At 59.6% G+C, this 18,818-nt stretch carries 16 protein-coding genes; 2 read left to right on the top strand and 14 right to left on the bottom strand.

Annotated features, from left to right (window positions below):
• Window positions 1-15: 15 nt before the first annotated feature.
• The 7 genes from F1002_RS13470 to F1002_RS13440 all read right to left on the bottom strand — a co-directional run bounded on the left by F1002_RS13470 (window position 16) and on the right by F1002_RS13440 (window position 9,506).
• Window positions 16-528 (bottom strand): GspH/FimT family pseudopilin, encoded by a 513-nt coding sequence (locus F1002_RS13470; RefSeq protein WP_150429555.1) that lies wholly within the window; start codon window positions 526-528, stop codon window positions 16-18.
• Window positions 525-3,785 (bottom strand): pilus assembly protein, encoded by a 3,261-nt coding sequence (locus tag F1002_RS13465; protein WP_150429554.1) that lies wholly within the window; start codon window positions 3,783-3,785, stop codon window positions 525-527. The genes F1002_RS13470 and F1002_RS13465 overlap by 4 nt, the downstream gene beginning before the upstream one ends.
• A gap of 164 nt (window positions 3,786-3,949) precedes the next feature.
• Window positions 3,950-4,876, bottom strand: a complete 927-nt coding sequence (gene ispH / locus F1002_RS13460) for a 4-hydroxy-3-methylbut-2-enyl diphosphate reductase (protein WP_150429553.1) — start codon at window positions 4,874-4,876, stop codon at window positions 3,950-3,952.
• Entirely contained in the window at window positions 4,876-5,307 is a 432-nt protein-coding gene (locus tag F1002_RS13455) for a peptidylprolyl isomerase (protein WP_150429552.1), read from the bottom strand. The genes ispH and F1002_RS13455 overlap by 1 nt, the downstream gene beginning before the upstream one ends.
• Window positions 5,300-5,782 (bottom strand): signal peptidase II, encoded by a 483-nt coding sequence (gene lspA / locus F1002_RS13450; RefSeq protein ID WP_150429551.1) that lies wholly within the window; start codon window positions 5,780-5,782, stop codon window positions 5,300-5,302. The genes F1002_RS13455 and lspA overlap by 8 nt, the downstream gene beginning before the upstream one ends.
• Window positions 5,775-8,573: an isoleucine--tRNA ligase gene (gene ileS / locus F1002_RS13445; protein ID WP_150429550.1), complete on the bottom strand. Its 2,799-nt coding sequence runs from the start codon at window positions 8,571-8,573 to the stop codon at window positions 5,775-5,777. Before ileS ends, lspA begins: the two co-directional genes overlap by 8 nt.
• Before the next feature lie 9 nt (window positions 8,574-8,582).
• A complete protein-coding gene (locus tag F1002_RS13440) occupies window positions 8,583-9,506 on the bottom strand; it encodes a bifunctional riboflavin kinase/FAD synthetase (RefSeq protein WP_150429549.1) in 924 nt (307 codons plus the stop codon).
• A gap of 163 nt (window positions 9,507-9,669) precedes the next feature.
• Between F1002_RS13440 and F1002_RS13435 the strand changes: the two genes are divergently transcribed.
• Window positions 9,670-10,707 carry a GGDEF domain-containing protein gene (locus tag F1002_RS13435; RefSeq protein ID WP_150429548.1) on the top strand — a complete coding sequence of 346 codons (1,038 nt, stop codon included), beginning with the start codon at window positions 9,670-9,672 and terminating at the stop codon, window positions 10,705-10,707.
• 18 nt (window positions 10,708-10,725) lie between these two features.
• Here the strand turns inward: F1002_RS13435 and F1002_RS13430 are convergent, their stop codons facing one another.
• Window positions 10,726-12,066 (bottom strand): N-acetylmuramoyl-L-alanine amidase, encoded by a 1,341-nt coding sequence (locus tag F1002_RS13430; protein WP_150429547.1) that lies wholly within the window; start codon window positions 12,064-12,066, stop codon window positions 10,726-10,728.
• The gene (gene tsaE / locus F1002_RS13425) at window positions 12,021-12,515 is read right to left on the bottom strand and encodes a tRNA (adenosine(37)-N6)-threonylcarbamoyltransferase complex ATPase subunit type 1 TsaE (protein WP_223879599.1); all 495 of its coding nucleotides are present in this window, start codon (window positions 12,513-12,515) and stop codon (window positions 12,021-12,023) included. Before tsaE ends, F1002_RS13430 begins: the two co-directional genes overlap by 46 nt.
• Between tsaE and queG the strand changes: the two genes are divergently transcribed.
• Window positions 12,510-13,556, top strand: a complete 1,047-nt coding sequence (gene queG, locus F1002_RS13420; protein WP_150429546.1) for a tRNA epoxyqueuosine(34) reductase QueG — start codon at window positions 12,510-12,512, stop codon at window positions 13,554-13,556. The genes tsaE and queG overlap by 6 nt on opposite strands.
• Before the next feature lie 87 nt (window positions 13,557-13,643).
• On the opposite strand, the gene F1002_RS13415 is transcribed toward queG, so the two are convergent.
• Genes F1002_RS13415 through F1002_RS13395 form a run of 5 tightly spaced genes read right to left on the bottom strand, consistent with a single transcriptional unit; the run spans window position 13,644 to window position 18,772 of the window.
• Window positions 13,644-14,363, bottom strand: a complete 720-nt coding sequence (locus tag F1002_RS13415; RefSeq protein ID WP_150429545.1) for a molecular chaperone — start codon at window positions 14,361-14,363, stop codon at window positions 13,644-13,646.
• The gene (locus F1002_RS13410; protein ID WP_150429544.1) at window positions 14,353-15,024 is read right to left on the bottom strand and encodes a 4Fe-4S dicluster domain-containing protein; all 672 of its coding nucleotides are present in this window, start codon (window positions 15,022-15,024) and stop codon (window positions 14,353-14,355) included. The genes F1002_RS13415 and F1002_RS13410 overlap by 11 nt, the downstream gene beginning before the upstream one ends.
• Window positions 15,024-17,597 (bottom strand): molybdopterin-dependent oxidoreductase, encoded by a 2,574-nt coding sequence (locus F1002_RS13405; RefSeq protein ID WP_150429543.1) that lies wholly within the window; start codon window positions 17,595-17,597, stop codon window positions 15,024-15,026. Before F1002_RS13405 ends, F1002_RS13410 begins: the two co-directional genes overlap by 1 nt.
• A 12-nt stretch (window positions 17,598-17,609) precedes the next feature.
• On the bottom strand, window positions 17,610-18,464 hold the full coding sequence (locus F1002_RS13400; RefSeq protein WP_150429542.1) for a cytochrome c3 family protein: 855 nt from the start codon (window positions 18,462-18,464) through the stop codon (window positions 17,610-17,612).
• 2 nt (window positions 18,465-18,466) lie between these two features.
• The gene (locus tag F1002_RS13395) at window positions 18,467-18,772 is read right to left on the bottom strand and encodes a hypothetical protein (protein WP_150429541.1); all 306 of its coding nucleotides are present in this window, start codon (window positions 18,770-18,772) and stop codon (window positions 18,467-18,469) included.
• Window positions 18,773-18,818 lie beyond the last annotated feature (46 nt).

Here is an 18,818-nt window from a genome sequence, read left to right as displayed (position 1 = left end):
TCGATACGATTCGCTTTACGGGCATATCGTTGCATTGATCTGCTTGCTGATACGCCCGGATACTGCCACATTGACCTGTTGCTCCCGTCGCCCTGGCACGCATAACGTAAACGTCGTTGCCGTCGCACTCCCGATCGTGCCAGCGAACACAACGGATACTGCCGCGTTGCTGTTCACCGTCATGTCCCGTTTGCTTTGGATTCGCTGCGTAATCGCAGCACCATCCCAGACCATGAGGCCATTCGCCCAATCCGTGGCACTGGCAGAACACACGTTATCGGTATCGGGATTGGCCGCCGGACAAACTGTCATACTGGCTCTTTGCTTGACTGCTTCCAGACGGGCGATATTTAGCACGTGGATGAGCAGGTCCGTCTGAGCAGAAAGCCTGGCATCCCGGATCATGTTATTCATCGACGGCACCGCCACCATGCTCAGAATGCCCAGAATAGCCAATCCGATCAGCAATTCGACCAACGTGAACCCACCGTACTCAGTTCCAAGCGACCTCGCGCACCTATGGATCACTTAATTTCCCTCCACAGCGTGGTCTCGAGCTTCACTCCTGTACCAGGCGCCTTGTTGATGTCATCCTGGCTACATCCGGGCGTACCCAGCTTGCACTTGATCAACTTGCCGCCCGAGCCGCCATCTGCAGGCCGGCCCATCGGATTCCCCTTGGTTGTCCCGGCAGCGGCATTCCCGGTGTAGATCGCCATCAGATTCGCTTCCTTGAGCGCGATAACACTACCCGCGTCGCCATACGTACTGGTTCCGCTGGAGGAAATTGTAATCAGTTTGCTCGAATCCGAAACGTAGGTCAGTTCGGTCGGAATAGCATCAGTGGACAGACCACTGGCATACGCATCACCAGAACTAAAACTCAGTTGATCATCGACTGTCGATTTACCGTCGACCTTGATATCGATGAACGAATATGGCTTCTTAGTCTTGTTGACCGTAACCCCGCCCGTCAGTGGATCGACCCCCATTACCCAGCCCGCCCCACCCGGCATGCACTTTTCTGCTGCCAACGGAATACCCGTGCCAAACATCAACAAATAATCAAGCAAGACCGGAGAACTGACCAGCCTCTCGGAGGAAGCCGGAAGATCGATATACCAACCCTTCTTGGTCTCCGTAGACAGCGTCAGATCAAGCCTCACTCCGCTTGCTAACGGTTCGACCTTGCGGTAGGTTCCGCTCCGGTACCCAGTGGCTGCAACAGATACATTCACGGCATCGTTCACCACGCGTTGCACAAGGCTGGCCTTTGAAACCGTGATAGGGGTTGCCGACATGTCATCAAGCACCCCATAAAAACTCTGGGTCGTCGTCGTTGATCGATCCGAATCCAGAAGAAGCTTTCCTGTACCAAATAAAACAAGGTTGCCGCGTGAGTTTCCCGACGCATCGGAAACTGGTTTGATAGCTGGGCGCAGCGTAATTGGCTGTGATGATCCTGCATCGAAGATCGGATTGGCAGCCACCTTGAAATTGTTCGGATCATCAGACGTCAAATCGAAGCGCCAGAGCTTCCCATTCATATCTCCGGCATAGACATAATCCAGGATGCCGTCCTGTCCAAAATCCACACCAGCTGGAGAAGACAAGCCACCGATTCCCGTCGAGTTTCCCGGTATCGCAATCTTCTTGATCAGTTTGCCGTTATCGGCATTGACGACATAGAGGGCAGACGTATTGCATGGCTTTGTCACACCTGAAACGGTCCTCGTGCACTCCGCAGTATTTTCAGCCTTACGCTTTCCGCCAACCGCCGTATCGTCATAATCATTTTCATAACCATTGACCAGAATCACGGCAGGGACCACGGTACTTGCCGAGGTACGAACGTTATAGATCAAAGGCGCACCAAAAGTGTAGCCCATGCCTGTATCATGCTGATCATTCCATTCCCACTTGAATGCATTGTTAGCCGCAGCGGTCAGGGTTGCCGAATCCGTCGCATCAAGCGCATAGAACCCTTGCCCGCCCTGGGCAAGACCACCCACAACGACAGTCTTCCATGTCGGGGAAGCCCCGAGTTTGAGATCAGCCTGGCGTGCTTCTCCATTTGCCCCGTAAACATGCGCAGTACCACCCGAAGCACCGTAGGTTATGGAGGGCAACGCAGCCAGATGCGGATATACAGCCGCCGGGACGTAACCCATAAGCTCCGTCATATCGGCCACATTGAAGGCATGCATCATCCCGTCGTTTGAACCAATGAAAACGACATTGCGCGCTGCATTGGTCGTCTGGAATGCTGCATAGCTGGCATCCGAGGTGGCTCCCGATGGTGCAGCGACCACCACGGGTTGTGCATCGGTAATGTCACCGAGCAACCCGTTGCTACGCGCCCGATTGCTGCCATCGATGCCACGCACAAAATTGATCGCATTCTTTTGGTCAATCGCGGTACTGCCAAGATCGGCCAGTTGGGCGGCAGTCATCAACGTCGTTGCCGTATCCAGGAATTCGAACGCCCCTGTACCCGATACCGCTGCACCGGCCCCGACCTGCCCCGTAGCCGGGGCCCACGTCGACGACCAGATCTTGCGACTGGCCGCCGCAGGAACCAATGACTTCGCATTGGGTGTGCACTGCCCGGAAACGATATTTCCCGAGGAGTCGAATGTCATGCTAGCAAAATCGTAACAGCGCAATTCACCATACCAGCCATTGGGATTAAAGACAGGCTGGAACACTTTGTTGCCTGCAACCTTATACGGATTGGTCGTTGCAACACCACCGGCATTGGAAATCGACGCGATGATGCTCGCAACCACCGTATTTAAGGCATTAGACAATTGAGACCGATTGCCCGCTGTGTAATAAGCCCCCCCGCCGACCGTTGCGGAAGCCTTAAGAACAGGGTCATCAACCGCGAAGCCTACGGTATAGGTAATTACATTTTGCTTCGGAAATTTTGGATCATCAAAGCTCTTTCCATCCAGATCATTGCCACCTACGCGCATATCCTTGTCAAACGAAAACATTGCCACGTCACGAATAGAACGACCGTAACTTGCGCCATCGTCTACCGTTCCAACAAATTTGTTCGAACCAACCCCCGCCGCTTGAACTGAACCTTCAAGGACAGCCGGGCAGGTTACAGACGACACGGTATTCGCATCTTGGCAAGCCTTGAACGTTTTGGTCAGCGCCCCCCCATTCGTATCATAGGATCTGTAATTAACTCCCGCAAAACCAGGCAAACCCGGAATTTTGTTGTCTTTCGTTGACACACCATCGGTAATGACGATGTTGAAATTCTTTTGGCACCGATACTGTATGGGACTGGTGTATTGCCCGCCTGGAGCATTCTTGGTTTTGCCAAAGTAGGAAGTTTCGCCTGCCCAATAGCGAGACATCTCAAAGAGCGTCTCTCCTAAAGGAGTCCATGTGTCAGGACCCAAGGCGTTAATTGCAGTATCCAAAGTTGCCTTGGTCGAGCCCACTGGTGCCTGCAAAACTCCCGCAGTTTCGTTAGAGTTTGGATCGAACGAAAACAAGCCCCAGCGCAAACTCTGGTTGTTACTGATCAAGTCCTTTGCAACGTCGCGTGCAATAACGATCTTTCGATCAGTCCCCCCGCTCGGAGGATAGCTATTCATACTCCCCGAGTTATCGACATGCAGCAAAACATTGGGAGTAACAGCCGTTGATAAGGCCGGAGGTAGCGCTGGCCACGGCTCGGCGGCAAGGACGGGCAACGTCAAAGCCGGATAGGCCAGGCAAAGTGCCAGCTTGATCGTGTTTATCTTGAATCCATTGCGTTTCATCGCAACCTCCGCTTCAGTTCGTACCCACAGCCATCGATAGCAGCCTGCCACACGCAAGCCATCTTGCTATGGGACAATCTAAGCCAATTCAGCGCAATGTGTTAGCAGGCGACGACGAACGGAAGTGAATCTGAAACCAACGGTATGTTGCCGTCAAGAATCGACTACCGACCAGCAAGTTCCTTCGGCAACGGAAACGAAACACCTTCATCAACGCTGGGGCTACGCGTAATCGAGGCACCGGTCAACTCACTGATGCGCTCGACTACCTGTTTAACGAGGACCTCTGGCGCAGAAGCGCCCGCCGAGATGCCAATGCTTTTCTTCCCGCGCACCCACTCCGGCTTGACTTCAACGGGACCATCCACCAGGAAAGCGACAACCCCCTTACCCAGTGCAACCTCCTTCAGCCGCCGTGAATTCGAACTGTTCGGGCTGCCCACGACAATGACCAGATCACATTGCTCGGCCAAGGCTTTAACCGCATCCTGCCGGTTTTGGGTGGCGTAGCAGATGTCGTCCTTTTTCGGCCCCTGAATATCCGGAAAGCGAGCCCTCAAGGTCTCGATAACCTGTGTCGCGTCATCAACCGACAAGGTAGTCTGGGTAACGAATGACAAGGAATCCGGATGCTGGACTTGCAGCTTCTGGACATCGTCCGCCGTCTCGACCAGATACATCCCCCCCTCGCTCTGCCCCATCGTCCCTTCAACTTCAGGATGACCTTTGTGGCCGATCATGACGACTTCGCGGGTCTGGTTGCGCATTTTGCCAACTTCGACGTGCACCTTGGTAACCAGCGGGCAGGTGGCATCGAAAACCTTGAGGCCACGTGCTTCGGCGTCGGCACGAACGGCTTTGGAGACGCCATGTGCACTGAAAATGACCGTACTACCGGACGGCACCTCGTCCAGTTCCTCGATAAAAACAGCCCCCTTCGCACGCAGGTCGTCGCAGACGAACTTGTTGTGCACGACTTCGTGGCGGACATAGATCGGCGCACCAAACTTTTCCAGTGCCCGCTCGACGATGGCGATGGCACGCTCGACGCCGGCGCAGAAACCGCGGGGGTTGGCGAGGATGATTTCCATTACATGATTCCGATGATTTTCACCTCGAAGCGGATCGTTTTTCCGGCCATCGGGTGATTGAAGTCGAAGAGCGCGTGCGTGGCGTCCAGTTCGCGCAGAAAGCCGGCGAACGTACCGCCGTTGGGCGCGGTGAATTCGACGACGGAATTCTCCTTGAGTTCCATTTCCGGGGGCAGGCCGTTACGCGCGATGCGCTCGACCAGGCGGGCATTGTGCTGGCCAAACGCCTCATCCGGGGGCAGTTCGAATACAAAGTGCTCCATGGCCGGCAGGCCGATCAATACCTTTTCGAGATTCTCGGCCAGTTGCCCGCTCCCCATCTGCAGGGTGGCCGGGCTCATGTCGAAGGTGGACAGGAATTCTTCGCCATCCTGTGCGGTGATCCGGTAATGCAGAGTCAGGTAGCTGTCGGAACGAACGGTATTACTCATCGGAAGTTTCTTTCTTGGCAAAAAGCGTGGCCCAAACCATAAGGACGGCACCTAGCGTGATTGCGGAATCGGCAACATTGAAGGCCGGCCAGTAGTAGCCGGCGGCATGCCATTGAATGAAATCGACGACAGCACCAAAACGAATACGATCGATCACGTTGCCCAGCGCCCCTCCCATGACCAGCGTCAAGGCCAGCGCCATCAGCCGCTGTTCGGGATATCGCTTGAGTTCCAGCGCAATCCATCCCGACACGCCCAAGGCCAGCACGCTGAAAAACCAGCGTTGCCAGCCCGGCTGGTCGGCAAGAAAGCTGAAAGCCGCCCCCGGGTTGAAGGTCAGCACCCAGTTCCAGAACGGGGCTACGTAAATGGTTTCGCCATACTGCACATGGTTGAGCACCACCCACTTGCTAAGCTGGTCGAGCACGACAACGATCGCGGCCAGCCCGTACCATCCATTTGCCGATCTAGGCACAGGCACGTACCTCGCCATCGCCGTACAGGTTGCTGACACAGCGGCCGCACAGCGTCGGGTGCTCCGCATTCGTACCGACCTCTTCGCGGACGTGCCAACAACGTTCGCACTTGGCATGCTCCAGCGGGGTGGCCAGAACCTGCTCCACATCGTCACGAACGGCACTCGCTGCCGACACGATGAAGACAAACTTCAGGTCGTCGCCGAGCGACGCCAGCGCCTCGAATTTCTCGCCTGTGCAATGGACAGCGACCGCGGCCTGCAGCGCCGAGCCGATCTTGCCGGCCTCGCGCTGCGCTTCGAGCGCCTTGGTCACGTCGGCGCGGGCGGTTCGGATCAGGCTCCACTTGGCAAGCAGTTCACCTTCGCCCGCCAGCGCCGGCAGTTCGTGCCATCGCTGGAACATGACCGAATCGTCTTCCTTCCCGGTCAGCACAGCCCAGACCTCTTCAGCAGTGAAGGAGGTGATCGGTGCCAGCAGACGAACAAAGGCTTGCGTGATGTGCCACAAGGCCGACTGCGCCGAACAGCGGGCCACCGACTTAGGTGCCGTGGTGTACAGGCGATCCTTGAGGATATCGAGATAGAAACCGCCGAGGTCTTCGGAACAGAAGGTCTGCAGTGCCTGGACTACGCGATGGAATTCGTACTTGTCGTAATCGGCGCGGCAGCTGTCCTGCAGTTCGCGGGTCAGGGCCAGGGCGTAACGATCAATCTCCAGCCATTGCTCGACCGGCAGCATGTCGGCTGCGGCATCAAAGTCGGAGACATTGGCCAGCAGGAAGCGCAGGGTATTGCGGATGCGGCGGTAGCCTTCGACGACGCGTTTGAGGATTTCGTCGGAAATGCTCAGTTCGCCGGAGTAATCGGTCGACGCGGTCCACAAGCGCAGGATATCGGCGCCCATCTTGTCCGAGACCTGCTGCGGTGCGATGACGTTGCCCTTGGACTTGGACATCTTGTGGCCCTTGCCATCGACCACGAAACCATGCGTCAGCAGCGCCTTGTACGGAGCGCGGCCGTCGATGGCGCAGCCGGAGAGCAGCGAGGACTGGAACCAGCCGCGATGCTGGTCGGAACCTTCGAGATAGAGATCGGCCGGATGTGTCGATACGGCAGCATGCGAGCCGCGCAGGACATGCCAGTGCGTCGTGCCGGAGTCGAACCAGACGTCGAGCGTATCCTTCATCTTGACGTACTGTCCGGCCTCGGACCCGAGCAATTCGGCGGCATCGAGACTGAACCAGGCTTCGATGCCGGCTTTCTCGACGCGCTGTGCAACCAGTTCGACCAGCTCGGCAGTACGCGGATGCGGCTGGCCGGTTTCCTTGTGCAGGAAGAACGGGATCGGCACGCCCCAATTGCGCTGGCGTGACACGCACCAATCCGGGCGGGTCTTCATCATGCCTTCCAGGCGGGCGCGGCCCCAGGCCGGGAAAAACTGGGTTTCGTCGACGGCACGCTCGGCGATCCAGCGCAGGGTCGGCTCGCTCTCATCCTTGCGGTTTTCCATGCCGATGAACCACTGCGTCGTGGCACGGAAAATGATCGGCGTCTTGTGGCGCCAGCAGTGCGGGTAGCTGTGCTGGATGCGTTCCTGCTTGAGCAGGCGGCCCTTGGCTTCAAGTTCGGCAAGCACCAGCGGATTGGCTTCCCAGACGGTCTTGCCGGCCAGTTCGCCGGTCGACAGTGCGGGAATGGTGGAGATGAACTTGCCATCGTTGCCGACCGGGTTGTTCACCGGCAGGCCGTATTTCTTGCCGATGTTGTAGTCGTCCACGCCATGTGCCGGCGCCGTATGCACCAGGCCGGTACCCGCCTCGGTCGTCACGTGGGTACCGCAGATGATGGCCACATCGCGGTTCTGGAACGGATGCTTCAACAGCATCTGATCCAGTTTGTCGCCGGTGCATGAACCGGCCACCGTCCCCTCCAGCCCGTAGCGCTTGAGCGCCGCCTCGGCCAGTTCGCGAACCAGGATCAACCCGCCCTTTTCAGTCTCGATCAGGTCGTAGGTCAGCTCCGGATGCACGCTGACCGCCTCGTTGGCCGGCAGTGTCCATGGCGTCGTCGTCCAGATCACGGCAAAAGCCGGGCCGCGCAAGTGGGACAAGCCAAAAGCCGCGGCGAGCTTGGCCGCGTGATTTTCATGAACCTCGAAAGCGACATCGATGGCCGGAGAATTCTTGTCTTCGTATTCGACCTCGGCCTCGGCCAACGCCGAGCCGCAGTCCAGGCACCAGTTCACCGGCTTCAGGCCCTGGTACAGGTAGCCCTGCTCCAGGATCTTGCCCAAGGCACGGATTTCCTCGGCTTCGGCCTTGAAGGCCATGGTCAGGTAGGGGTTGTCCCACTCGCCCAGCACGCCGAGGCGAATAAAGTCCTTCTTCTGCCGTTCGACCTGTTCGGCCGCATAGCTGCGGCACAACTCGCGCACCTTGTCGGCCGGGATGTTCTTGCCGTGCAGCTTCTCGATCTGGTGCTCGATGGGCAGACCATGACAATCCCAGCCCGGCACGTAGGGCGCATCAAAACCCGACAGCGTCTTGGAACGAACGATGATGTCCTTCAAGACCTTGTTGACCGCATGGCCGATATGGATGTCACCGTTGGCATACGGCGGGCCATCGTGCAGCACGAAGCGCGGACGCCCGGCGCTGATTTCTCGGATGCGCTGATACAACTTTTTCTGCTGCCACTGGGCAACCCATTGCGGCTCGCGCTTGGGCAGGTCGCCGCGCATCGGGAACGGAGTATCGGGGAGATTCAGCGTGTCTTTGTAGTCAGCCATTTTGCGTGCTCACAGCTTGAAGAAAGCCCGCGCCGCCGCGGCATCGGCCGCGATCTGCGCCTTGAGGGCGTCGAAATTGGGAAAACGTTGTTCGTCGCGCAACTTGTGCACGAAACGCACCGAAATATGTGCGCCGTAGATATCGCGATCGAAATCGAACAGATGCACTTCGAGCAGCGGCCGGGTCGTTCCGCCGACAGTGGGGCGAACCCCAAGGTTGGCAACGCCGGGCAGGGGCTTGTCATCCAGACCGCTGACTTCGACGGCAAACACGCCGGACATCGGCAAGGGGTTGTGCTTGATGCGCAGGTTGGCCGTGGCGAAGCCGAGCTGTCGGCCCAGTTTCTGGCCATGCAATACCTGCCCATCCATGATGTAAGGGCGACCGAGCAAACGGGCGGCATGCTCCATATCGCCCGTCGCCAACGCCCGCCGCACGCCGGAACTGGAAACACGTTCGCCATCGACCATCACGCTGCCCATGGCTTCGACGGTGAAACCCCAGCGGGCGCCTGCCTGTTGAAGATAGGCATAGTCACCGCTACGCCCGCGGCCAAAGCGGAAGTCGTCACCGATGATCAAATGCTTGACCCGGCACCCGAGGACCAGCACCTGCTCGACGAACTCCTCGGCCGACAGTGCGGCGAAGCGGGCATTGAACGGGCACACCATGGCCTGACGGGCGCCGCACTCGGCAAGCAATTCCAGCTTCTCGCGAACCGTACTCAAGCGGGCCGGTGCCGAACCCGGGGCGAAAAACTCCCGGGGATGCGGTTCGAAGGTGAGCACCATGGGCACCAGCCGATGGTCGCGCGCGTAGCCCGCCAAACGACCGACCAAGGCACTGTGCCCCAGGTGGACGCCATCGAAATTGCCGATGGCAAGCGCAACAGGAGCAGGAACAGGGCGTGAATGGCCGCGAAAGACGCGCATGGATTACTGGGCAGGAAAAACGTTGAATTATAACGGTTTGCCGCCCCCTCGGTGGACCCTGGGCAGCGCCGCCCCATAGGCAGTCTGCACAGCCCCAACAATCAACACACTCAATTTCGCTATAATTAACAAATTGAGCCATTCAATTTTCCGACCCGCAGTCATGCATGAATTGATCAACCACGTCATCCAGATTTCGTCGCGCCGGGATCGCACGGAGATCAACTCATCGATGGTGGATGCGCTACGGACCTTGTTCCGTCCGCAGCAGCTGACCATTTACCGCTGCTACCCCGGCACCCGGAAGCCCATGGTCTTTGCCTGCGCCAGTCACGGTCCCGATGGAAAGCGGCTGCGCAACGCCTACGTACCGGACAAGAAATTCTGCCAGCCGCTCGAACGCGATCCCATTCTTGCCCGCTGCCGCAAAGAAAAGTCCGCAGTGCTCGACTACCTAGCCGACGGCTCCCATCGCATCGTGTTCCCGATCATGGATCACAACGAGCCGATCTACCTCATCGACCTGGTCCTCTCGGACTGCTTTTCGGCCGACGAGCGCGTGACCCTGATGGGACTGGTCGAGTATTTCGGCAACCACATCGGACTGCTTGATTACGGTGAAACAGACACACTGACCGGGCTGTCCAATCGCAAGACGTTCGACAAACACCTCTTTGAACTCCTCGGCAAGGCGTCCATCGATCCGCAAAACGGCACCCATGAAAGCCGCCGGCGTGGCTGCGACAGCAATCCGCATTGGCTTGCCGTCTGCGACATTGACCATTTCAAGCGCGTCAACGACACATTCGGGCACCTGATCGGCGACGAAGTGCTCATCATGCTGGCCCAGGTCATGCGCCAGTCCTTCCGCTTCGACGACCAGCTGTTCCGCTTCGGCGGCGAGGAATTCGTGACGCTGCTGCAGCCGATGACCGAACAAGACGCGACATCGACGCTGCAACGCTTCAGGAGCCGGGTCGAAGAGCAGTCATTCAGCCGGGTCGGCAACATCACGGTCAGCATCGGATTCAGCGCGCTACAAGCGCACGACACCCCGACCGATGCCATCGACCGCGCCGACGAAGCCCTTTATTTCGCCAAGCACAATGGCCGCAACCAAGTGGCCTGCTATGAACAACTGATTGCGACAGGCGATCTTTCTGCCAAGGAAATCGCCAAGGGCGAGGTCGAGCTGTTCTAAGCCCCCGCCAAAGCCGGCCTACGCCAGCTTGGCCTTCGGCCCGGGAGGATGCTTGATGAAATACTGGCGAATGCCACGCACGATCGCACCCGCCAGCTTTTCCTGATAGGCATCGTCGTTGAGGCGCGCCTCTTCCTCCGGATTGGAAATGAAGGCCGTTTCGATGAGGGCTGACGGGATATCGGGTGCCTTGAGCACAGCAAAACCGGCCTGTTCAACATTGGCCTTGTGCAAGGTATTGATCGACCCCAGTTCGCCCAACAGGTACCTGCCCAGCTTAAGGCTGTCGTTGATGGTTGCCGTCTGCGACAGATCGAGCAGTGTACGCGCCAGGAAGAGATCCTTGTTGCCGAGGTTGACGCCCCCGATCAGGTCGGCATCGTTTTCCTTTTGCGCCAGAAGACGGGCCTGCGTACTCGAAGCCCCCTTCTCGGACAGGACGAAGACCGAGGAGCCGCGGGCATCCGGCTTGATCCAGGCATCGGCATGGATCGACAGGAACAGGTCGGCGTGGACGCGGCGCGCTTTCTGGACACGCATCTGCAAAGGTACGAAGAAATCAGAATCGCGGGTCAGCACGGCACGCATGTTCGGCTCGGCATCGATGCGGGCCTTCAGGCGACGGGCGACTTCGAGCGTCACCGTCTTTTCATGGGTTCCCGCCCTGCCGATGGCGCCGGGGTCCTCGCCGCCATGCCCGGGGTCGAGCATGATCGTCACCAGGCGATCGACGACGGGTTTGCCTGACTTTTTGCTGGTCTGCACCTCGGGCGCCTCGACCGGAGGCTTGTCGGACTTCCTGGCCGCCGGCTCTTCGGGCCGTACCTCGGCAATCTGGAAGTCCTGCCCGCCCTTCAAGGGTTCGACCGCTTCCTTGCGGCCTTCGAGCAGCGCCATCATGGGGTCCGGCGGATTGACCGGATAAACATCGAGCACCAGACGATGACCGTATTCGCCGACCGGTGCCAGCGTGAACACCTGTGGATTGACCTTGCCCTTCAACTCCATCACCAGACGAACGACGCCCGGCTTGAAGCGACCGGCGCGCAACAGCTTGATGTTGGGATCGTCGGTCGCCACCTTGCGCGCCAGGCTATCGAGAACACTGTTGAACTCGACGCCTTCGATATCGACGACCAGGCGATCCGGATTTTCGACCGTGAAATGCGTGAACTTGAGTGGCGCGTCGTGTTCGAGGGTAACGCGGGTGTAATCGGCGGCCGGCCAGACGCGCACGGCCAGCACGGATGGCAGCTTTGCTGCGGCGCCGGCTAGCGGCGTAACGGAGACGAGCAGCGAGGCGCCGGCATATTTCAGGAGTTGGCGGCGCCCATGGCTGGGATGAGCGCGTCTAGACATGCCTGCCCTTTCGGTGAATCTGCCACGGCTTCGAGGACACGCCCGACACCTGCATGATAAAGGCGCAACCGCAGGTCTGCCGGCGGAAGGCAGCCTTGAGCGCGCTCCGGCCATTCGACCAGGCAGAGCGCAGTGTCATTAAAGTATTCATCAAAGCCCGCATCGAGAAACTCCTCGGGTGACTCGAAACGATAAAAATCAAAGTGATATAAGTATAATCTCGAAATTACGTAAACTTCAACCAGTGAATAGGTCGGACTTTTGACTGCCCCGGCATGACCAAGTGCCCGAATCAGGGCCCGTGACAAGGTTGTCTTGCCGACGCCCAGATCCCCTTCGAGAAAAACCACCATGCCCGGCTGCAGCGCCGGCGCCAGCTTTTCACCGACCGACTGGGTGGCAGCCTCGTCGGGCAATTCGAAAACAGCGGTAACATCAGGGCTATGCACGATCAGGACTCCACGGTGGATTACGCGGCACTCAAGGAAAAAATCCGCGAGGCCGGACAACAACTGGGCTTTGCAGCCATTGGCGTGGCCAAGGCCGACCCCGGTATGGCCGTCGCCGGGCTACGCGCCTGGCTGGCCGAGGGATGCCATGGCGCCATGGATTATATGGCCCGCCATGCCGAATTGCGTGCCCAACCCGAGCGCCTGCAACCGGGAACGCTGACCGTCGTCAGCGCTGCACTGGACTACCTGCCCCACGCCAACATTGTCGACCAGCCGGAACAGGCAGCCATTTCCCGCTATGCGCAGGGCCGCGACTATCACAAGGTCATCCGCAGCCGCCTGCAAAAACTCGCCGACCAGGTAACCGCCCTGATCGGCCCGTTCGGTTACCGCGTCTTTTCCGACTCGGCCCCGGTCATGGAAGTCGAATTCGCCCGGCAAGCGGGTCTCGGCTGGCGGGGAAAACACACGCTGCTGCTCTCCCAGCAAGGCTCTTGGCGATTTCTCGGCGAAATCTACACCGACCTCCCCCTGCCACCGGACTCCCCGACGGAAGCGCACTGTGGAACCTGCACCGCCTGTATCGACGCCTGTCCGACCAGTGCCATCATCGCGCCTTACCAGGTGGATGCCCGCCGCTGCATCTCCTACCTGACCATCGAACTGGATGGTCCGATTCCCGAGGCATTCCGCCCGCTGATGGGCAATCGTATCTATGGCTGTGACGACTGCCAGCTGTGCTGCCCGTGGAATCGCTTCGCACGGATCGGTGACCGGGAGTTTTCCCCGCGCCACGGGCTGGATTCCGCCAGCTTGATCCAGTTGTCACGATGGACAGAGCAGCAATTCAATGATCGCCTCGCCGGCAATCCCATACGGCGCATCGGCCACCAACGCTGGTTGCGCAATATCGCCGTCGCGCTCGGCAATGGCCCGGCAACGCCTGACGCCGTGGCGGCGCTACGCGACTTGGGTAATCACGAATCGGCTCTGGTGCAGGAACACGTTGACTGGGCACTCCGACGACTCGGTTGCTGACGAACCGGCAACCACTACGAGCAAGGCAGCCGATCAAGCCATGTACCAGGCCAAGGCAAGCGCGCAGAGACTCAGCGCGCTTGCCCTCTACCAACTGGGGCCACTGGCACCGGGCATGAAACGAATCGGTGCCACTTCGGCCTTGTCGAGAACCAGCTTGCGATTGATGCGCTCGGCCATTTGCTCCCGCGAGGGAATCGGCAGTTCATAAACCTCGTCGAGCAACCGGCGGAAGCGCAGCAGCCAGACATGAGTCAATTCAACCAGCGCGGCATAGAAACGGGTGTCGCATTGCATGGAGACACGCTGGGCAAAGTCGGGAAACCAGTAGCCGATGTGCTCGTCGATAAAGCCCGCCGCCGATTTCAGATCGATCGCCGGATCGACCAGAATATGGCGCAGATACTGCAACTGCAACACGAAATGGTCGTCGAAGCGGTTACGCCAGTCGGCCACCTGCAAGCGAGCGGCTGCGTAAAGCTCCCGAAGTTCGAACATCGGCGCCGCACAGGCCAGATGGTCGTCGGACAGCCAGACTGACTCATAAGGCGAGGCGCCCAGGCTATTGTTCAGATAGATGGCGGCAAAATCGGCCGCCAGTTCGTCAAGCGATACCGCGTCATTCAGGGCGTCAGCCATATTGGCGTAGGCGGCCAGTCCCTCCTCGCCATCCGGCGGCAAGGCCAGGCCATAAGGGAAGTCGGCTGCGCGCAGCGCGCCCAGGAGCGCCTCCTCCAATTCCCGGTCGTGCAGACGGATCAATTGTTCAAGGTCGTCTGCCAGCGCCACAAACAGTTCATTTTCCATCGACGCGCCCCTTGCTGTGCGGAATGAAAGCAATCGACGGACGGGTCAGCTCGGGATTGGCCATGTTCCTGACCTGCTTGACCGGTTTGTCGTTCGGCCCCATGGCGGTGGTCTTGAGCGTGCCATTCCAGATCTGTTCGATGGGGCCGATATCCAGCACCCGCATCATGCAGGCCATCACGCAGTAGGGCTTGCGACCGGCTTCCAGTTCGTCGATGCACATGTTGCACTTCTTGATCACCAGCTCCTGCGGGTCCCACTGCGGTGCGCCGTAAGGGCAGGCGGCCTCGCACTTGCGGCAGCCGATGCACAGTGTCGAGTCGATATCGACGACGCCATTGTCGGCCCGCTTCCAGATCGCCCCGGTCGGGCAAGTCGGCAGACAGGCCGGTTCGGCGCAGTGGTTGCAGGCCATGTTAACCTTGTACGCATGGACATCCGGGAAGGTGCCGCCCTCGACGTACATGACTCGCCGGAAGCGCGGCCCCGGCGGCAGGCCGTTCTTGTCCTTGCAGGCAATTTCGCAGGCGCGGCAGCCGATGCAGTCAACGTTGTGGTGGATGAAGCCCATCTGCACGGCCGGCTTCACCGGCTCGTAGGTCTGCGCGACCTTGCGTTCGATCGCTGCCTTGAGTTCCTGCTTGTCGATCTTCTTGACCATTACTTGTCCCTCCGGAAGATCACGGAGCGCGAGGTTGCCTGCGTATCCCAGCCCGGATGGTGGTCGAGACTGGTTTTCCTGAAATCGACCAAGATGGTGTTGTAGGCGAAGGCACCCGCCGGGCTGGGTTCGTCCAGCGTCAGGAAATCCGGATTGCCGGCACGGTCGGTACCATCCTTGGCCAGATCCATCCATGCCCCTTCGTACAAGACGACGACACCCGGCATGCAGCGTTCGGTTACATACACGGGAACCACCACCCTGCCCCGCTCGTTCCAGACCTCGACGATGTCGCCCGTGACGATACCGCGCGCCTTGGCGTCACGCGCGCTGATGGTGATTTCCTGTTGGTAGGTTTCGCGCAGCCACGGAATGTTGTGGAAGATCGAATGGGTGCGCCAGCGCGGATGCGGCGTGACCATGTGGAAGGGGAATTTCTTCGCTTTCTCGTGATTGAGCGACTCGAAAGGCTCGATCCATTTCGGAATGTACGGGATTTCGTAGCCGTACTGGGTCTTGGTCCAGTCCTTGATGTTGGCCAGCGTCGTCGACAGGATTTCGATCTTGCCCGAGGGCGTCTCGAAGGGCACGCCCTGGCCGATCTGCTCGGCGAAGGCAACATGCGGTTTGTCGAACTTGAACTTGTAGACACCGTGCTTCTTGAAGTCCTCCCACGGCATCGTCACGCCCTGGTGCTTCTGCACCTTGTTCTTCCACCAGTCGGTCAGGTAGGCCTCGTCGGTGGCGTCGTTCCGCTCGAAATAGTCGCGCTGCGACTTGGGGTTGTAGCGCTTGCCGAAGTCCTTGACCGTCGGATCGAGTTTCTCGATGCGATAGGCCAGTTCGGTGAATACCTGGAAATCGGTCTTCGACTCGCCCAGCGGCTCGATGACCTTGGGCCGGTGGATGTAGTAGTGCCCCTTGTACCAGGGCAAGGCCACGTCCTGACGCTCGAAGTGGGTGGCGATGGGAAACAGCACGTCGGCCCACAGGCCGGAGGGCGTGATGGTCGAATCCATGCAGACCACCAACTCCAGTTTCTTGATGGCCTGGATTTCCTTGTTGATGTTGGTCAGCTGGTTGAACCAGTCCGAGCCATGCCAGAAGATGGCCTTGATATTCGGAATCTTGCCGTCCAGCTCGTCGTTGCGCGGCCAGCAACCGATTTCCTCGCGCTTGACGTTGGGGTAGTTGAGGACGCAATGCGCCCAGCGGTCCGACTTCAGCGACGCGTACCAGACGTTGGCGTACTGGTCGTACGGGTAGGCCACCGCTTCAGCGTGCCAGCCCTTGCCGACGCCCTCGGCGCAACCGCCCAGAATGCCGATGTTGCCGGTCATCGCCTGAAGGGCGGCGGCCATCCGGTTGTATTGCTCGCCATACGACGCCCGCCCCGGTGCCCAGCTGGCCTTCAGCGCAGCCGGCTTGGTCGTGGCGTACATCTCGGCCAGCTTCTTGATGTCGGCGGCCGGCACGCCGCAGATTTGCTCGGCCCACTCGGGCGTCTTCGGCGTGTTGTCGTACTTGCCGAGGATATAGTCCTTGAAGTTCTCCCTATCCTTGAACTGCGGCGGCGTCGTGCCGGCGTCCATGCCCTGGCAGAATTTGTCGATGAACTTCTGGTCCTGCAGGTTGTTGGCGAAGATATGGTGCGCCATGCCGGCCAGCATGGCGGCATCAGTATTGGGCTTGATCGGGATCCACCAGGCGTCGTAGCTGGCGGCCGAGTCGGTGTATTGCGGATCGACCACCACGAACTTGCAGCCGCGCTGCTTGGCCAGCCGCATGTAGTAGAACGTGTTGCCGCCGTGGAAGGTGTAGGCCGGGTTCCAGCCCCACATGATGATCAGCCTGGAGTGCGCGAAGGCGTCGTCCTCGTTGCCGTCGGTAATGGTGCCGAAGGTCATCCGCGAACTGAAGGTGGTGCCCTGGTAGCTCGGCACCGACCAGGAGTTGGTCCGGCAGCCGAACATGCCGAGGAAACGGGCAAGCAGCCCCTCGATCTGGTCCGACTTGTGCAGCACGCCGTAGGAGGTGCCGGCATAGGCCTGGTCGAGGATGGCGGTCGGACCGTACTTCTGTTTCAACTCGACCATCTTGCGGGCGACATAGTCCAGCGCCTCGTCCCACGATACCCGCTTGAACTTGCCCTCGCCGCGTTCGCCGACGCGCATCATCGGGTAGAGCAGCCGTTCCGGCGAATACAGGCGGCTACGATAGGAGCGTCCGCGCAGGCAGGCGCGCAATTGCGGCACCTGCTCGGTCTCGAAACCGAATTTGCCGCCCTCCTGGTAACGCCCGTCGTCGGTGGACAGGCGAACGATGACATCGCCCTTCTTGTGCGCCACCAGCATGTGACGCGAACCGCAATTGTGGTCGCATGAGGTGACCACCGTCGTCAGCTGGTCATCGCGGGGGTAAGGCTCGTAGGCGAAGGCCTTGGCCTCCTTCTCGCCGCTGCCCAGCTCGACCAGACCGCTGGTCGTCGCGACGGCAGCCCCCGCTCCGACGGTTTTCAGGAAGTTGCGGCGCGTGGGGTTGAGGAGATCGAGCCAGTTTGTTTTCTTGTCCATGGTCGTTCCTGCTTATTTCCGGGTAGCAACGGGAAGCTGAAAGCGCGCTTCCGATTCGGTCGGCCTGTCCTTGGCCCATTCGGGCACCTCGGGTGGCATGCCCGCCCAGGCATGCCGCGGATAGGGGTAGTTGATGCGGTACCACGAACGCCCGCCGTGGCAGCCATAGCAGGTATCGGCATTTTTGGCGCCAGCCGCCTCGATGGCTTCCGCTTTCAAGTAGCTCACCTGATGGCGATTGGTGCGGATCGCCGCATGACAGGTCAGGCAGCTGTCGCCGAACATTTCCTTGCTCTCCGGCCAGGGCGACGGCAGGCCCATGACCTGGACGTTCATCCGGCCATGGCACTTCAGACAGGTGGTTTCGGGATTGACCTGCTTGCGCAGCGTGAAGGCATCCGTCGACTGCGGCATGGCAGTCGCCGACGAACCGGGTGCCTCCTCGCGCGGATCGCTGCCCTGATGGCAGGTCGTGCAACTCAGGTTCATCAGCTCCTTGGCCATCGGCGTCACCAGATGGCGGCGATGGAACGTTTCCTGTTCGCCGGTGTAGGTGCTGAGCTGCTGATACCAGGCCTTGCTGGACGCGGCCTTGATGCCGGCCGGCGAGGTCTCGCGCACCTTGTCCTCCAGCACTTCCCTGTGGCAGGCCAGGCACTGGGCGTCGGTCGCCTGCTCGATGGCCGGCTTGAAATGGATGGGATCGTAAGTGGCGCGCAAATGATCCTTCCCGAAATTGACCGGGCCTTGGGCAACGGCCTTCGCCGTCTGCGGCGGCTGGCGGACCTGCAAACCCAGGTAGGCGCCAACGGCAGTCGCAACCGCCACCAGCGCGAGAATCAGAATGCCGGTTTTTGGGCTTTCCATGATCAGTCTTTCTTCTTATCGTTATCGTGCAACTGGCGAATATCGTAGCGCCCCTGCAGATTGGGCCGGTTGAACGGGGTGTACCACGCCCCCTGGTCGCTCAGGAAACCCAGGCCGGTTCTCGGCTCACCGACCCCCTTCAGTGCTTGCGCCCTCCAGGCGTCACTCTGTTCGAAACGTTCGACGACCGGTGCCCCGGCCGGCCGCTGATAGGGCCGCAGACCGGCCACTTCGCTCACCTGGGCCGGAGCGACCGCGATCAGGCAGAACTGCCCGATCAGGAATACCGGCACTTTGATCTTGCGCATCACGATGCTGACTCCATCGAAAAAGGGGCAGAGAGGCAAATGCCTC

Origin of the sequence: Dechloromonas sp. CZR5, assembly GCF_008711155.1 — a bacterium.
Taxonomy (GTDB): domain Bacteria; phylum Pseudomonadota; class Gammaproteobacteria; order Burkholderiales; family Rhodocyclaceae; genus Azonexus.
The sequence above is the reverse complement of the archived record's forward strand: the minus strand, read 5'-3'. Positions and strand labels throughout refer to the sequence as shown.

What these genes read in the sequence shown, in the direction of transcription:
- F1002_RS13440 (WP_150429549.1), bottom strand. Translation starts at nt 9,506, where the DNA reads ATGCGCGTCTTTCGCGGCCATTCACGCCCTGTTCCTGCTCCTGTTGCG.
- F1002_RS13405 (WP_150429543.1), bottom strand. Translation starts at nt 17,597, where the DNA reads ATGGACAAGAAAACAAACTGGCTCGATCTCCTCAACCCCACGCGCCGC.
- F1002_RS13400 (WP_150429542.1), bottom strand. Translation starts at nt 18,464, where the DNA reads ATGGAAAGCCCAAAAACCGGCATTCTGATTCTCGCGCTGGTGGCGGTT.
- F1002_RS13435 (WP_150429548.1), top strand. Translation starts at nt 9,670, where the DNA reads ATGCATGAATTGATCAACCACGTCATCCAGATTTCGTCGCGCCGGGAT.
- F1002_RS13410 (WP_150429544.1), bottom strand. Translation starts at nt 15,024, where the DNA reads ATGGTCAAGAAGATCGACAAGCAGGAACTCAAGGCAGCGATCGAACGC.
- F1002_RS13415 (WP_150429545.1), bottom strand. Translation starts at nt 14,363, where the DNA reads ATGGAAAATGAACTGTTTGTGGCGCTGGCAGACGACCTTGAACAATTG.
- ispH (WP_150429553.1), bottom strand. Translation starts at nt 4,876, where the DNA reads ATGGAAATCATCCTCGCCAACCCCCGCGGTTTCTGCGCCGGCGTCGAG.
- F1002_RS13455 (WP_150429552.1), bottom strand. Translation starts at nt 5,307, where the DNA reads ATGAGTAATACCGTTCGTTCCGACAGCTACCTGACTCTGCATTACCGG.
- ileS (WP_150429550.1), bottom strand. Translation starts at nt 8,573, where the DNA reads ATGGCTGACTACAAAGACACGCTGAATCTCCCCGATACTCCGTTCCCG.
- queG (WP_150429546.1), top strand. Translation starts at nt 12,510, where the DNA reads ATGCACGATCAGGACTCCACGGTGGATTACGCGGCACTCAAGGAAAAA.
- F1002_RS13465 (WP_150429554.1), bottom strand. Translation starts at nt 3,785, where the DNA reads ATGAAACGCAATGGATTCAAGATAAACACGATCAAGCTGGCACTTTGC.
- F1002_RS13395 (WP_150429541.1), bottom strand. Translation starts at nt 18,772, where the DNA reads ATGCGCAAGATCAAAGTGCCGGTATTCCTGATCGGGCAGTTCTGCCTG.
- F1002_RS13430 (WP_150429547.1), bottom strand. Translation starts at nt 12,066, where the DNA reads ATGTCTAGACGCGCTCATCCCAGCCATGGGCGCCGCCAACTCCTGAAA.